Origin of the sequence: Bradyrhizobium sp. CSS354 (assembly GCF_029051725.1) — a bacterium.
Classification (GTDB): Bacteria; Pseudomonadota; Alphaproteobacteria; order Rhizobiales; family Xanthobacteraceae; genus Bradyrhizobium.
Map to the genome: position 1 here is coordinate 51,419 of NZ_JAACFU010000025.1, position 16,085 is coordinate 67,503.

Genomic DNA, 16,085 nt, shown 5'->3' on the forward strand with positions numbered 1-16,085 from the left:
AGCCTATGTTCGAGAGGATACTCGCGGCGAATCCCCAGACACTGCCCTCAGATTCGAGGGATCGCTTTGGCTTGAGCATGGTCTTAAGATGCGCATCAAGATTCTCCGCCAAGCTATAGCATCATCCTCCTTTGCTATTGCGGACCCCGTATGACGCGGCTACCAGGACGGCTCGCCAAGCTTTGTGCAAAGACTATGCCGCTGCGGATCCTTGCACTTCTAGTGCATTGAATCTGGCGAGGCCGTCCGATGTACTGCGCTGCGCGACACTGATCCGGCACAGGTCTGGAAATGCGAGTTATTGCTGTGCACGTCGGCGTTTGCCCGGGCATGACCGCGTGGTGGGGGGCCCCGTCGACTGTTCTGAGCGCCTCCACGTTGAGCGGATGCCGGAGCGCTCCTTCGAAAGTCGGTCCTCAATCGCGAGCAGCGCTTCGCCCACCGCGCCAAATGCGCTTGCATTGAGATGCATGCCGTGGGTGCTTTTTGAAGCCCGCCTTCTCATTCTCCCGAACGCTTTGCGGCCGCGGACTTGCGCCATTGAAGAGCCGCCATCATCTTGTGGCATTCCAAAGACCGACGTTGCGATGCGCTGCAATGGCGTCGCGCCGACAATGCCATCTCAACAGGACGGGCAGAGTGCTGAAAACGCTGCTAGGCGCCGAGCCGGCGGCCGCGCCACGACCTGGGGTCGAATTAATCTGCAATGATTGACCAATGAACGCCCGACTCGACGATAGACATCACAGCAAGGATGGCGATCGAAAGAGGCCCATCTGATCAGATTCAGTTTTCTGGCTCCGCCGTTTCGTGCAGCAGTATCTTAAGATCAAGCAGCTGCATTCACCTGCTTTCGCTTCGGGTGCTGATCAGACAGAAGATGGCTGCCGCAGCGGCAGCATCCAGGAGACATGGCACCGTTTCAGCTAGCGCAGTCTTGGACAACGGGAAGCAGACGCCGTGTTGCACAACGGCATCACGCGATCCTCCTGACACATTCTTTCGCGAACGTCGCCGCTCCGTCTCGTTTTTGCCCCACCACGGCCAAACGGCTTCGCCACGTGCGGCGCGAGTGCGACAATGAAAGGAGCCTACTCTTGGACGAGTTGAGTGAAGTCTACGATCCGGAGGATCTCGCAATGTTGGGACACCTTTTTGATCAAGCAATCACATGTTTACCGAAATGCATGCGAACCAGCGAGAATCGTGCGGCGATCGCGAGACTTGTTCTGCAACGCGCAGCGAGGGATGAATTGGGGCCGCTGGCGAACTTAATGCTTGCACTTGTCTCGGCCGCTTGATCAACAGCGCGCTCTCAGTCCTTCTGCGGTTTGCAGCAAGAGACGCATCATCTAGATCATTGAAATAACACCTTGATTCTCACGTGGCGTCAGGTTGTAGGCTTGAAAATTGAGGACCATGACAAACGCCACACCACGACGGCGCCGATGGCGCATTGGAGAACTTGCAGAGGCGACCGGTGTAACGGTACGCACTCTGCATCACTACGAACATACCGGGCTGTTGACCGTCTCGGAGCGTACCGATGGCGGTCACCGCATGTACGATCGTGAAAGCCTACAACGCGTCTCTCAGATTCGCGCGCTGCGTGATCTCGGCTTCTCACTTCCTGAGATCCGCAAAGCAATCGAGGGCCGGACGTCTCTCACGGACCTATTGCGCAACCATCTGGAACGGGTTGAACTTCAAATCGCGCGGGCGACATTATTAATGGACCGATTACGCAATATGACGACGCAAGGTGAGACACAAGTCAGTGTCGACCAACTGCCGGCCACGTTAGACGCAATGTCGCGGATTGAGACGCCTACCCCCTCGGCGATCTGCACATGTGCCGCTAACGCTAACCGCGAAGACCGGTGGCGGAAGATTCGCGACGAGCTACGAAGCTGCATGGATCAGGGCGAGCCTCCATGCAGTGGACGAGCAAAAGCGGTCGCGCGTCAGGCCCGATCGCTGCTGACTGAGATCGCAGGAGTTGATTCGACTGTCTCAATGATACTCAAGGTGCTGACGCGATTGACAGAACCACACAATCTCGCCGGCTGGGATGCGAGCCTCATGCGATACCTCGATCTCGCCCTCGCCGGGCTGGAGGACCAGCTCGGAAAGAGTTGACGCCCGGTTGCGCACGCTATCGGTTACCGGAATGTCCTTAAACCCAATGGGTTGATAGTGATCATTCAAGTCTGACTGACGATCGTTAGCCGGTCGCATTTCGCCTCCGAAGCTGCGTTGTCCGGGTCTCTTTGGATCTGTGGCTCAGTGGTTCTTGGCAAGAAAACTCAACGAACACGTTTCGAAGTACTTGATTCGTACGTAACGTCAAATTGTACCATCTAACGCATCGTCGCAGCGGCGGTGCGGACAGAGCGTCGGCTAGACAGAGGGAGACACCAATGCTCGGCATCGCTTTCGGAAATTTCCGGTGAGAGGCCTCGGCGAGAACACGTCAGTGGAAATCCAGATCGTCTATACGCAGGCTATTACAGCGAGATCGGCCTAATCATGCGTCAAACTGGGGAGGCGGGCGCACGGATCGTCAGCGATCCGCTGATCACAAGCGACTTTTTGGCAATTGCGGCCGACGCCGCAAACGGCACGCTCTTCACCTTTATGCCGGACCCGACGAAGAATGCTGCAGAGCCAGCCGCCGTCGCCAGGCTCATGACTTCGAGCCTATCTGCCGCGGGTTACACGCTCCACGCTTATGCCGCGGTGCAAGCATGGGCAGAGTCCGTCAAACAGGCCGGCACCTTCGATCCCACCCCGACCGCTGCGGCCCTACGCTCTGGCTCAATCAAAACGACCATTAGCACGGTTCGATTGGACTCCAAGGGAGACAATGCCGCTCCTGGCTTCATCGTTTACCGCTGGCGCGACCATAGCGTCGAGGCGGTCGAGCAGAACGGATCGCCCGTCCCAGCACCGCACGGAGCGTTCAAATGATGAACCATCCTCGATCTAGCGATTACGCGCTGCTCTCGTGCCTCGGAGTTGCTGCAGTCGCAGCATTTCTCGCCCTCGCGGCAGTGCTATCACAGGTGTCGTGCGCGCCCGAACTGCAGCCCGAAGAGCACGTCCCCATTCGCCTGGTGCCACTGCAGTGACCACCACTTCCAGACTCGTAAGGCAGACGAACATTGGCACCTTCTTCCAGCTAGTCAAACTGATGCGCGTCTCACTCTCGGGAGTGAGCTGTCCGCGCCTCTTCAGAAGGAACGCACGCACCATGTGGCAAGATGTCAGCCGCGCGCAGTCTGTCAGCCGATCGCGCGAGTTCAAGGCAAGCATTAGCAGGGTTGTTCGGCCGAGTGGACGTGGCGTTCCACCCGCTCGGACAGGTATTCGCTGGGATAACGCCGTGCGGCGCCTGATCCGTGCCGATATCGCTACCGGCCTTTGAGCCGGGCTCTGATCCGGTGCGGCGCTTAGATCTAGCCGACCCATCGCCCCAAACACTCGCATTCAGTCGTGCCTTGCGCATGCCGGCCCCGAACATACGGCGCGTATCGACTAAGCTCAATGAGCGCCCTCAACCGCTCTCGTCGACACACCAAAGGAGAATACCAAGTTGGATGGGAAATTGCGAACTCTGCTTTCCTCGCTCACGCCGGTCGCCCGCGAGCTGGGCGCTCTGCCGTCCGGCCGGCCTACCCCGGACGACGGTTGCGTGAAACTGAACACAAATGAGAACCCATTTCCTTTGCCAGGCATCGTGATGCGAAGCGCAATTGCGGCTCTTGAGCTGCAATACCTTTATCCAGAAGACGACAATATCAGCTTGAGAGAAGCGGCCGCAGCTGCCTACGGCATCGCGACCGATCGCGTGATGGCTGGCAATGGATCGTCTGAACTCCTCAGTCTAATCTACAGAGCCTTTCTTGCCCCCGGCGACGGCATCGCAATGATGTCGCCTGGCTTCTCGTTCAATCGCAAGCTTGCCATGTTGCAAGGGGCGCGCTTCATTGAAATTCCCTGGTCTGAACCTGACTGCTTGCCGATGGATGAGCTGCTTTTCGGTCCCACTAAAGATGCCAAGTTCATTCTGCTGGCCAACCCAAACAATCCGACCGGAACCTTTGTTCCGGTCGCTGATATTGAACGCCTCGTTATACGATCTGACCGATTGATCGTATTGGACGAAGCCTATGTCGATTTCGCACCTGAGGATGGCCTACGCCTTGTTGAGCGCCATTCGAATCTTCTGGTCCTGCGCACGTTTTCCAAGAGTTATTCCGCCGCTGGCATTCGCGTCGGCTTCGGTTTCGGCCATCCCGAGCTAATTGGACGGCTTCGTAACATCCAGAATGTTTTTAACATGAATGTGGTCGCTCATGCGGTGGGCATGAGCGTCCTTGCGCATCGCGACGCCTACGAGGAGAACCATCGCCACGTCAGGCTTGAGCGGCAGCGCGTAGCGGCCGCCCTTTCAGAATTTGGGTTCTCTGTAACGCCTTCCCACGCGAATTTCCTCCTCGCCCGTGTGCCCTTAGGCCAGAGTGGCAGATGGTGGCAGGCGGCGTTGGAAGACCACAAACTCCTTGTTGCCTTCTTTCCGGATGCCGGCTTGGAGGAGTGCATTCGGGTTAGTATCGGTACAACGCGTCAGATGGATGCTTTTCTTACAGCTGTCGGCAGCATTCTTGAAACGGTGGGATGCCGTGGCTAGTGGCCCCTTCCACTGATGTCACGGATCCCCGTTCGTGATCGATCCGGACGAACACTCGATGCGGCTTCGCGACGCAGCCATCCAGTCAGCGCATGACGCGCCGTTGAGAACGGCTTCGCAGCCTATGCAGCGCATTGCCAGCGCGCGCCTCTTGCACCCACGCAACCCGGCGGACTTCGGTTCCCTCTATGTAGGAGATAACTGAGTGAGAAACGTTCTTCCCACAAACCTGACCTGCGGCATCTTTGATCATCTTGACGAGGACGGCCGCGATATCGCCCGGCAATATGCGGACCGCCTCGCGCTGGCGGAGGCCTACGACCGGCTCGGTTTCTATGCGTATCATCTGGCGGAGCATCACTGCTCTCCTCATGGAAGGGGCCCTTCGCCGAACTTGTTTCTGTCGAGCGTCATACAACGCACACGGCGACTTCGCGTTGGCCCACTGGTCATGCTGCTCAACCTCTATCACCCACTGCGTGCATTCGAGGAGATCTGCATGTTGGATCACCTGAGCAGCGGCAGGGTTGAGGTCGGCCTTGGCCGCGGCTCCCTGCCGATCGAACTGAGCTATTTTGGCGTTGGAGCCGACGTTGCCTCAAGCCGTTACGAGGAAGCATCCCAAATCTTCGTTAGCGCGATGAATGGCGGCCCGCTCTCATACCAAGGGCAACATTTTGCGCTAAGCGACGTTCCTTTGACGCTTTCACCTCACCAGCGTCCTTGTCCCCCAACTTGGATTGCTACAAATCGGCCAGAGTCCGCTATTTGGGCGGCGGCAAATGGCGCAAATCTGGCGTGCATGGGGCCTTCTTCTGCCGTTCGCAAGGTCACCGATCGCTATCACGCTCATAGAAGCGCGGAGCGTGACGCCAGCGGTTCAGCACCGTTCCTCGCATTGCTCCGCATGGTCGTAATCGCAAGCTCTGAAGCGGCGGCCCGTTCCCTCGCCGCGCCAGCCTACGAAACATGGCTGAAAAGCTTTAAGTTCCTGTACGAGCTCAATGACATCCCGCCTCCATCCAACCTGCCCCTGACCTTGGATGCCGCAATCCACAGTGAACTGTGCGTTGTCGGAACGGGCGCTTCGGTGCGCCAAACTCTTCTCGATCATGTCGAAGAGGCAGGGGCCAACTATCTTCTTTGCCAGCTCGCCTTCGGATCTCTGACACTGGATGCCTGCCTCAATACGGCAACGGCGATTCACTCCGAGCTCATAGCGGCACAGCACTGACGGTGAGCCCAACAGCAATTCCAGTAACTTCGCTCTTGACTAGGCAACAAATGGCAACTCCCAGGCCAATGAGTACCGGAGCCGAATGCATTTATAAGGCCGCTCTTTCGGTCCAAACGGCTTCGACGCAGATTCGACCCTTTTTGGACTGCATCACCAAACGGGAGGCGTAACGGCAATGAACGCCCTGTCCTCCACATTGCGTGCGTTGACACTACCCGAGCAGTGGATCGCCTGGGCAGGCAAAGTCGGCTCACGCTCCGTCCGCTTTGGCGCGCCGGTTCGTCGATCGCATTCTACACGAGCCGAGGTGCGGCTTATTGCTCGAGCGGACCTGTCGTGACGCGATTCCGGCAGCGCTTCGCTCAGACCGAAGCGATCGCGCGTAAGCTCGATGTCGTGCTGGCAGAGTTGGCTTCGCTGCGCATTCTGCTGGCCGAGCACGGCATTAGCACCCCGCGACCTCTCGATGAGGACTACCTCACTGTTCAGCGGTTCGCGGCGATGAATCACATAAGCCCCGAAGCCGTGCTCTCTCGGATCCGCCGGGGCAAGTTGCGCGCAGAGAAACGCGGTGGCCGGTGGTGGGTGAAATGCACGGTTTGCACAGCATAGCCGTGCAGGGACGGAGAATAGTAAGACAGGCAAGTGAATCAATCCAAGCTACGGACTCCGGCACAAGAAATGATATGTGCGTTTAAGTTAGCCTCTCTTCTGAGCTCGACCAGTCGATCAATGGAGAGTCAAGAGATCAGTTCAACGTGGCGCACGGCCAACACATCTCCGCCAGATCGGGAAGTGCGTGGGCAGGTACCGGATGACCACCGTTGCGTAGCTGGATTACTCAGTCAATCTCGCCTGGTTAGCAGAGCGATCCCAGTGAACAAGCGGAAACGGATGGACGCCTGATGGAGAAGTCAACCTCGCTGCCGCTGGCGGCATTGTGGCAAACAGACCCCTCTCCATATCGGTCTTGAACGTGAACCACCGCACACGACCTGGTTACGGCCTGGAGCACGGGAAAGATAATGCCTCGCTCGCAAATCGCACGGTTTGGGAGCTCCCCTAGCAACCTAACTCTCATCCCCTGGGGCCTAGCAGAGAAATTGTATCCCAGTCACTCGCCAGTTTCCGGGGCGCCTCGCGCGCCGGTGTCAGACGAGAACGGATCTGATTTCGCTGGAACGGTCGTCACAATCTGGCTGGAGAAGGAGATGGCAATGATGTCACAAAGACTGATGTCGGTCCTCAGCTCTATGGTAGCAGTCGAACGTATGTTTTGGAAACTTCGAGAATTGATCGATGGAGACAGCTCGATCCCACCTGACGTTCGAGAGACGCTTCACGCAATGTTAGATGCAAAGCTTCTTTCCGCAAAAGATAAGATTATGAGCGACGCGCGCGCTGCGATCGACGCGACTCCTGACTTGCCGCAGGCGGTCCGCGACCGAGCATTCAGGTCGCTCGACTTTGCAACGAAAATGTTCATGACCAGCGAACCGCGCCGCACAGAGGATACTCTTAGCCGAGTCAGCATCTGCAGCGCCAATCCCAGGATGCATTGATCCATATCCGCTCCACCCATTACCGCCGTAGCACTTGGCTGCGCACCATTGATGTTAGCCGATGCGCTTCAATTGTGTTACTGAGGAGCTTTGAAGCTCGTTGGATGGAGCGACAGCACCTCGCGAGTTGATGAATCCGATGAAGCTACTGTCTCCCGGGGCCGGCAGACTTGGCTGAAACCTACCGAAAGCTGCACACTCAGGTTCTTCTCGATCCATCCAGAACCAGGCTCTTTCCGGCCATCTTTAGCCGTCGTTTGCGTGGTGCCAACGAGCGCGTCCGCTCAACTTTTAAGTTTAATCATCGAAATGACCGGCCACTCGTCGTCATCAAGCAGTGGGCGCGGGCTCGACTATGTTAGTGGGAAGCGGCGCTTGAGTTCTGCTCAAGCATCATGGGTCGCGTTTTCGTGCTATGGCTGTGATGCTTGGCGGAGACTTCACCAACCGAAGGTCGCTCGTTGAGCACATTCCTCGGTATGCGCCAATCGATTGGATAGAGGATCGGCTCGCCCACCCGACGTTGATGGATACCTCTTGGCCCATCGCAGCATGGATGCCTCCCATCGAAACAATAGATTGTACCAATATTCTCCGAAGCCACATAGCTAGCCGCGGCTATAGCAAAGATGAGTTAGGATAAGGCGCGTGACCACGTATTGGCGATCTTCACCGCGATTTGCGCATGCCCGTCGCGATTGCACCGGGCGTGAAGAGAGATCAGAGCCCTCGCACGACTCCGAATTTCATCTCGCGCAGGATCAGCGCCGAATTGACGCTGATCACGGCTTCCTCGCCGAATTCCATTCACTGAACAAACCTACCTAAGCTGAGAGGTTTCGAAGGTGAGGCTTCCTTCGTAGAACTCGATCCGCGACAGTCGATACAACGGATGCATCATGAAGCCTGACGAGCGTCTCGCCGAGCTCCTTGGGGATCGCAGGTATTTTGAAGATGAGGCATGGGAGGTATGGGCCGGGTGCCTCTCACCCACTGAGCGGCTGGCGTACATTCGCAAGCATCGCTCTCTCTTCCGATTCACAGATTACGATGAAGTGATAGCTGTTGTACGGGGCCGGCGCTTCACCGGTTGCTCATCGCAGCTCCTTCGATGGCGCCACAGAACAAGAGCAAGGATGTTACAAGGCGCTTTGCTCTCCTCAGTTGCGGTGTGGCTGGGTATCATCTGGCTTGCGGTGCACTTAATCCACTGAGATCAGCAGCTCGCTTTTCGTCACATCAAGCCACCTACTTGGCACACGATCGAGCATTTGCGAAGCGGTTGGAGATGATCTGGAATGCCGCAACCTGACGCAGCGTTCGGTTCGAACATTCCTTTCGGCGCGAATGTTGCGATGCTGTTACATCAATTCGCGCAGACGTTGTTAAGACGCACGAGGCTCGGGGGCACTCAAGACATGAGAGTAGAAATGAAGAACTTGTTGCTCGCGACTGTGAGCATTGTGGCGCTTGACGCGGTGGCGCCCGCCTTTGGCGCGGATCTGGCTGCGCAGCCTGTCCAGCCTCTCTACACCATAGCTCCGCAGCCTGTCGCGGCTGCAATCTACGACTGGAGCGGCTACTATCTCGGTATGAACGGTGGATGGGGCTCAAGCTCGAATTGCTGGGATTTCAATGGCGGCACGCCCGAGGGCTGTCATGATGCGACCGGCATGACCGTTGGTGGCCAGATCGGCTATCGATGGCAGATGGGCCAGATCGTGCTTGGCGTTGAAGGCCAGGGGAACTGGGCTGATTTGACCGGCTCGAATGTCAGCGTCGCGTTTTCGGATGTCAACCAAACCAAGATTGATGCGTTCGGCCTGGTAACGGGGCAGATCGGCTATACCTTCGACAACGTCCTGCTTTATGCCAAGGGCGGCGGCGCAGTGACGAGCAACACCTATCACATCAGCTCGACCCTCACGGGCGCGCAGCTTGGAAACAGCGAGCACGTTCTTTGGAGCGGCGCGTTGGGCGCCGGAATCGAGTACGGCTTCGCACCGAACTGGTCGGTTGGCCTCGAGTACGATCACTTATTCATGCTACCCGGCACGATGAACTTCGCCGCATCCGCTGGTGGGACCGATCGCATCCGCCAGGAGTTCGATGTTATAACGGCACGGCTCAACTATAAGTTCGGCGGTCCCGTTCTTCTTAAATACTGATCTGTCTCAACCGGCGGATCGAAAGCCTCGGCCAATGGCCGGGGCTTTTTTGGACGTGTCGGCCTAGAGTACAGCAAACATGCATTGGCTTTTGTCGGAAGCCGGGCCTGACGCGCTCTGCCCCAATTGATTCAGTTTGACCGCACGCAATCAGCAGTCCGGCGAAACGGTCCGCCCCATGTCCACGGCGCGCCTCGAACTGACGGAATTCGTGTGAACTCCTCCTTGTTACACGACAAACTTGCTCGGCAGAGCACGGCTAGCTGCCGCGCTCCGAGGGGACCGCGGGACGGACAGGCCACCTATTCATCGCAACACCCCGCTGCACGTACGCCAATCCTCGTATGAACGCGCGGCACCTCACAATACGTCGGCGCGGTGAATAAGCAGCAGTGGCGCCGACAATTCAAATGATGCCTAGGCGAATCGGCTTGGAACGGAGCTGAGCCGGCATCGCGCGCAACCGCGAAGGCCATCGACGCCCTTGCGGGAGTCGAGACTGGATGGCTGACCAGGGACACCCGGTGACGGCCGCCTTCCCGGACTGTGCTCGAGCAAGAAATGATTTGCTCATTGATTTGCAAAAAGATGAGCAACGTGACCTCGGTTGCGGTCTAGTCCGTTCCAGACCAGTGATGGCGGTGGACCACTGCCGAGTATCTTCAGCCAGATAAACTGCCAAACGCATTCACAGACGCGCGAAACGCAAACGAAGCCCCTCTATGAACTTTGAGAGGCGCGATAGCGCGGCTGCGCGGTGTTCCAAAACTCTTTTCTCGAGAAAAGTCCAGGAGAGATACGCGGCTGCACCTGAAGAGAGGACGCCATAGGCGATGTTCAAAAACCAGGAAGTCCCGCCTGGAAGCAATTCAAAGGCTGCCTGCTGAAAAGGAAAGGCGTAAATATAGATGCCGTATGAGTAATCGGCGCCGCGCACCAGAAGCACTCGCCTTGGATTCAGTAGCCCGACGTACGTTGCCGAGTAGGCGACGAACGGTGCCTCGAGATAAGAAACCACTCTGAAGTAGAAGAGCCCTAAGGACAGTGTGAAGCTCAGAACGAATAGAGGAAACGAGAACGGCAGCGTGTTCCGGAGTAGATAGATTGCAACTCCAAACATGAACGGGAGGACCATCTCTCCGTGGCTAACGCCGTAGCTGGGGGAAGTCATTCCCTTTGCGGAAAAAGCGAGCATCGCAAGGATGGCTACGCTTGTGAAAAGGATCGGTCTCTTGGCGACCCCAGCTATTCCCAAAACTGCCATTGCAGCATAGCATTCCAATTCAAAAGGAATAGTCCAAATTGACCCGTTCACATAGTTCGGAGGAGATCGGTTCTCGAAAACGCCAGGAAGGTAGATGTGCACCCAGCCTACCATACTCGCCATGTAGCGCCAGAATTCTGCATGGGAAAAATAGTCGGTTAGAGGCAGCGACGTTAATAGCGCGCCCAGTAGCAGTGCGGAAATTAAGGTCTCAACGGAGAGGCCCGGAACAATTCGCAGAAATCTGAGGGTCAGAAATGTAGGGACTGTGTTACGTTCCAGACTTCCTGCGACGAGGAATCCACTCATGGCAAAGAAGCATGGAACAATAAATTTTAACATTGGGTGCAGCGGACCACTCCACATCTCCAAATGAATCTGCATCCCGTAGCATATTGATATGCTATGGACGGCTATGACGCTGATCGCCAGAAAAGGCCGAAGATAATCAAAACCGGATGGCCGATTCTCTGCTCGCATCAGTTGATCCGAGATCGTCTTGTTGCCGGGAGAAAAAGGTAACCATCTGTTCATAGCTCGCCGACCCCCGTGATACTTTTGACCGTGCCGTCTTAGTACATCGGTGGAATGCATGGAGAATTGACGTGGGAAAGCCGGTACGATGCGCGGATTCGGGATCGCGGCGAAGCATTTCGGGCATCCGGTCGGCAATAGATCAGTGCCTGGCGGGGCCGGATCGACATATCGATCAACCTATCCGGCCCTCGTGGTGGGTATTTCGCCGGGCTCCGGCACTCCCTCCGATGGTCCGCCAAGGACGCCCTCGCCTTGCGCAAAGGTCGACCAACCGATCCTGACAACCTTATCAACTTCCGCATTCTCCGACGACGAATTAGTTTTGAATGATCGCGCATTCTCGTACACACCGCCGCACGCGTGCATCGTAGTAACGCTGGTCGCGATCGGCATCGGCTTCGCGTCCGACACTGCGAGTACACCAGACGGAGACCGACGCAAAAGTAGGAGCCACTTTCAGCGGCTTAGGTACTGAAAATGCTTAACCACCTGCGACTCCTTGCCGTTTTCGAGCCCATACAGAGTCAGTGTTGATGGCTCTCTCAAAAGCAACAACCGTGCCAATGGAGCCCAGCGACACCATCGAGATGGGCGGAGTCGACGATCCGTAGGCAACGCCCCTCCCATTGCTTGTGCACTGCTACGTGCTGCAATCCATGGCGGATCCGCACTTCGGCGGCCGCGATCGTTACCGCCACGCGCTAGCCAATAAGGCGCGACCGCACCAGTAGCTGTGCGTGTCGATCTCGACGGCGCAATCATTGCCGGCGACGCGGTCAGGTCACGCAAGGATCCGAACGACGGCTGCCCGCCGAGCGGTTTCAACCGATGTATCGTCTCATCACGCGCGAAACGGATGATGGGCGCCTCGCCGCTCGTGCCGTGGATATGAACGTTCGCAACCTCACGCTTCCATCTGTCGAGATGCGCCTCGAATGCTTCCCAACTTGGGAAGGACCGGCGATCGCGTTGTTCTTCACATAGCCGACGCCGTTCTCAGTCTTGCCCTTCGTGCGCGCTCGATATGGCGCGCAGGCGCGAGGACGGAAACCCAATGTTTTGCAAAGGCAATCAGCTTGTCCTTCAACTAAACCGACCGGCTCACCGCGTCGTGGCGCACGACAACCGCGCGTGGATTGTCCATCAGTACTTCCAGCGGCACACGGCTTAAGGTCGTAAATGTGCTCTCGAGCCCGGCGAACCAATGTTCCCGGAACGCACGCCCACGGAGCCGTCGCGAGTGCCCGAGCGTCGCCACGAACACGAATGCCTTGACTTTCGCCCCTCCGATCTCGACCAGGCGCTTCCGGAAGTCGATCTGCAGCTGCCGGCCCGGCGGCGTCTCAAACCGCGTCGTCGCTAGCGCCTCCGCCTTGAGCGCCTGGCGATAGGCTGCACGGCGCGTTGCAGCGTCCGCCGGCTGACGGCTACGCCTTTGGCGGGCGCCTGCAAGGCAACTGGACGAGAAAGAGAATTGAATTCTGGGTGCCGCCCGCTTCGCTTCATACAATCCATCAAACAGAGTGGGCTGCTTACACGCCGCGTCGACCGAGTCGATTGTAAGAGGCGGACCGTATTTCGGACTCACCGTATGTCGTTGGAGAGCAGACGCTGCCGGCTCTGGAAACACGCCACTCTGTTTGAACCGCGACATTGCTCTCATAGAGAGCTGTCCGCCTGCCGCGCCTGTCGGTGGCGCAAATCCTGCTTTGCCTTCGATGCAAACCAGGAGGACGCTATGCCACGCTCAGTGAGGCGCCGGACGCCTATCTACGGCTCTCATCAATTGGGATCGGCCCCTTCAGGATCAATTCGACGTTTGCCACCAGGCGTCGCACCCAACAAGCCGGATGCGCTTTTACCGCACTGCCATCATAGCAGCCAGCTATGCCGCGCCGCTGATCTTGCAATAGCCGCCTGCCAGACCGGCGTCCGTTTGCAGCGCAAGTTACAAGCTGCGAATCAACACGGCCATCGGCAAGAACTTCTCGTCAACATCACGCCTAATGCAGAGCAGCCTCGCGTTTCCTTGGCAGGTGCGGCCTGAGCCATTTGGGGGCGATCGAATGCCTATGCAGAACGAGCCTCTCACAGTGCGGCGACGCGATCTGCTCTCGCTGATTGGTACCGTGGCCGGCGGCGCCGCGATGTACCACACGATGATGGCGCTCGGCTTTGCCTCTGAATCTCGTTACACAGGGCCGATCCGGCTGGAGGGTGATGCCAAAGGCGCTTCTGTGCTCATTCTTGGTGCGGGCCTTGCCGGCATGACGGCGGCGCTGGAGCTACGCGAGGCCGGCTACAAGGTCCTGATGCTGGAGTTCAACGACCGCCCCGGCGGGCGAAACTGGACCCTGCGCGGTGGCGATATTTTTGTTGAACTCGGCGGCGTCAAGCAGACCTGCGCCTTCGAGAAGGACCTTCATCTCGATCCGGGGCCATGGCGGATTCCCTATCACCATCGTGCGCTGTTGGATTATTGCAAGAGGCTTGGCGTTGCGCTCGAGCCCTTCATCCAGGTCAATCACAACGCCTATCTACACGCCTCGGGCGCTTTCGGCGGGGCGCCGCAGCGAATCCGCGCAGTAAAGGCCGATTTCCAGGGCCAGGTTTCGGAGCTGCTTGCCAAAGTCGCAAACCAGGGCGAGTTGGATCAGGCTGTTTCCGTGAAGGACAAGGAAATCCTGCTGCTTGCATTGAAATCCTGGGGCGCGCTTGATCACAACTACAAATACAGAGAGGGCCTGATTGCCTCCGCATATCGCGGCTATGCCAAACCGCCCGGCGGAGGGCTGTCCGCGTCTCCCCTTCCGAGCGAACCGGTAGCGCTCTCGGATATCCTGAAGTCGCAACTGTGGCGCTATTTTTGGAATTTCGCCACGTACGAATTGCAGACCACAATGTTCCAGCCCGTCGGCGGCATGGATAAGATCGGCAAGGCCTTCGCGCGCGAACTCGGCGAACTCATCCGCTATAATGCAAAGGTCACGGAAATTTGGCAGAACGATTGCGGCGTCACCGTGACCTACGTAGACGCCAAAAGTCCCGCGCAGTTGCAAAAGGTCACGGCTGATTGGTGCCTGTGCACGATCCCGTTGTCGATCCTGAGCCAATTGCCTATCAATGTCGGCGCCGCGATGAAGGCGGCTATAGATGCCGTGCCTTACGGCGCATCGGTAAAAGTCGGGCTGCAGTTTAAACGCCGATTCTGGGAGGAGGACGACGCGATCTATGGCGGCATCAGCTACACGGATTTGCCAATCCGTGAGATCGGCTATCCCAACACCGGGTACAACAAGTGCGGCCGCGGCATCTTGCTCGGTGCTTATCTTTTCGAGAGCGCCAACGCCTTCGAGTTCACCGCCATGCCGCCGGATGAGCGCGTGGCGCGCGCGGTCGAGTTCGGCGCCGTCATCCATCCTCAATACCGGACGGAGTTCGAGAACGGCATCGCGGTTGCGTGGCATCGGGTGCCATTCACGCTTGGGTGCAGCGGCCAATGGTCAGAGGAGGCGCGCAAGCAGCATTATCGCAATCTATGTAGGATCGACGGGCGCATTTTGCTCGCTGGCGAGCACGTGTCGGCCTTGCCGGCCTGGCAGGAAGGCGCGATCCTCTCCTCACTAGACGCCATCGCGCGGCTGCATGAGCGGGTGATCAAGCCATGAGGCGAAGATGCGTCCGCGGCATTAAGCATGTCACCTTCGCAGCCATAGCGGCGCTGTTGTTGCGGTCGTCGTATCCCGTGCACGGGCAAAACGATCCGGAGGCGCTAAAGAGCCGCTATTCTTGCTCCAGCGATCGCTTTGTCGAGACGACTGGCGAGCAGCTATATATCAATGTGTGCCGCGGCTGCCACATGGCCGATGCGATGGGCGCGAGCGCCGCAGCCAGCTATCCGCCGCTAGCCGCCAACCGTAATCTCGAAGCGACCTTTTATGTCATCGATGTCGTCCTCCACGGCCGCCGCGGCATGCCCTCCTTCGGCGACATGATGAGCGACGACCAGATCGCCGCAGTCGTGAACTACCTGCGCACGCATTTCGAAAACAGCTACTCAGATGCAGTCAAGGCCAGTGACGTGCAAGCGGCGCGAAGGTGAAGGGCGCAAGATAACGAAGAATGACGTTCTGCTTGCCCCTCTTACGGGGCAGACCGCCGGGAGTCGGTTAGCCGGCGTTCTTCGGGCATTGGTTGATACCAGTTATCCGAGTGATTTGTGGATGGCAGCGCTTGTTGCATGCTGTCATTCGGCTCATACACGCCTGCGTCGGAAAATTCAACAACATCCAGCGTGCCACTTTCGCGTCGGGACCTAATTCGAGCAAGCCGTTCAGGATCGTCGGCTAGCTCGGCGGTCACTATGCGAGCTTGGGCTTCGAACATCTTTACCGCGGGTGGTGAGCCAACGTCGCCGCAGTTGGTGACCTGGCCTGCTCCCGGAGCCGGTCTGAGTGAAAGCTTTCCGGGTATGATCGCCGTTGAAGGGGCTGTAGGTGCGGAATCCGAGGCAAAGCGGCCACCGATTCCGACGGAAGGCGGCCAGCGATTCCGATCGAAAGCGGCCACCCAATCCGAACGAAGGCGGCCACCCTGTTGATAGGGTGAGACGGGGGGCGTTGTC

11 protein-coding genes are annotated in these 16,085 nt (G+C 57.8%); 9 read left to right on the top strand and 2 right to left on the bottom strand.

Going from position 1 to position 16,085, the window contains the following annotated elements:
• The first annotated feature begins 1,419 nt into the window (after window positions 1–1,419).
• The 7 genes from GWG67_RS34820 to GWG67_RS34850 all read left to right on the top strand — a co-directional run bounded on the left by GWG67_RS34820 (window position 1,420) and on the right by GWG67_RS34850 (window position 9,660).
• Window positions 1,420–2,139 (top strand): MerR family transcriptional regulator, encoded by a 720-nt coding sequence (locus GWG67_RS34820; protein WP_275174143.1) that lies wholly within the window; start codon window positions 1,420–1,422, stop codon window positions 2,137–2,139.
• 390 nt (window positions 2,140–2,529) lie between these two features.
• A complete protein-coding gene (locus tag GWG67_RS34825; protein ID WP_275174144.1) occupies window positions 2,530–2,970 on the top strand; it encodes a hypothetical protein in 441 nt (146 codons plus the stop codon).
• A gap of 625 nt (window positions 2,971–3,595) precedes the next feature.
• Window positions 3,596–4,693, top strand: a complete 1,098-nt coding sequence (gene hisC, locus GWG67_RS34830; RefSeq protein WP_275174145.1) for a histidinol-phosphate transaminase — start codon at window positions 3,596–3,598, stop codon at window positions 4,691–4,693.
• Between the two features lie 205 nt (window positions 4,694–4,898).
• Window positions 4,899–5,927, top strand: a complete 1,029-nt coding sequence (locus tag GWG67_RS34835; RefSeq protein WP_275174146.1) for an LLM class flavin-dependent oxidoreductase — start codon at window positions 4,899–4,901, stop codon at window positions 5,925–5,927.
• A 339-nt stretch (window positions 5,928–6,266) separates the two neighbouring features.
• The gene (locus GWG67_RS34840; RefSeq protein ID WP_275174147.1) at window positions 6,267–6,542 is read left to right on the top strand and encodes a hypothetical protein; all 276 of its coding nucleotides are present in this window, start codon (window positions 6,267–6,269) and stop codon (window positions 6,540–6,542) included.
• A gap of 599 nt (window positions 6,543–7,141) precedes the next feature.
• Window positions 7,142–7,492 carry a hypothetical protein gene (locus tag GWG67_RS34845; protein WP_275174148.1) on the top strand — a complete coding sequence of 117 codons (351 nt, stop codon included), beginning with the start codon at window positions 7,142–7,144 and terminating at the stop codon, window positions 7,490–7,492.
• A gap of 1,430 nt (window positions 7,493–8,922) precedes the next feature.
• On the top strand, window positions 8,923–9,660 hold the full coding sequence (locus GWG67_RS34850) for an outer membrane protein (RefSeq protein WP_275174153.1): 738 nt from the start codon (window positions 8,923–8,925) through the stop codon (window positions 9,658–9,660).
• 688 nt (window positions 9,661–10,348) lie between these two features.
• Here the strand turns inward: GWG67_RS34850 and GWG67_RS34855 are convergent.
• Both GWG67_RS34855 and GWG67_RS34860 read right to left on the bottom strand, forming a co-directional pair.
• Window positions 10,349–11,458, bottom strand: a complete 1,110-nt coding sequence (locus GWG67_RS34855) for an acyltransferase (RefSeq protein ID WP_275174149.1) — start codon at window positions 11,456–11,458, stop codon at window positions 10,349–10,351.
• Window positions 11,459–12,548: 1,090 nt separating this feature from the next.
• A complete protein-coding gene (locus GWG67_RS34860) occupies window positions 12,549–13,115 on the bottom strand; it encodes a hypothetical protein (RefSeq protein ID WP_275174150.1) in 567 nt (188 codons plus the stop codon).
• A 418-nt stretch (window positions 13,116–13,533) separates the two neighbouring features.
• Between GWG67_RS34860 and GWG67_RS34865 the strand changes: the two genes are divergently transcribed.
• Together GWG67_RS34865 and GWG67_RS34870 are read left to right on the top strand one after the other, a co-directional pair.
• On the top strand, window positions 13,534–15,129 hold the full coding sequence (locus tag GWG67_RS34865; RefSeq protein WP_275174154.1) for an NAD(P)/FAD-dependent oxidoreductase: 1,596 nt from the start codon (window positions 13,534–13,536) through the stop codon (window positions 15,127–15,129).
• Complete coding sequence (locus tag GWG67_RS34870; protein ID WP_275174151.1) at window positions 15,126–15,563, top strand: cytochrome c; 438 nt, start codon at window positions 15,126–15,128, stop codon at window positions 15,561–15,563. Before GWG67_RS34865 ends, GWG67_RS34870 begins: the two co-directional genes overlap by 4 nt.
• The last annotated feature ends 522 nt before the right edge of the window (window positions 15,564–16,085 follow it).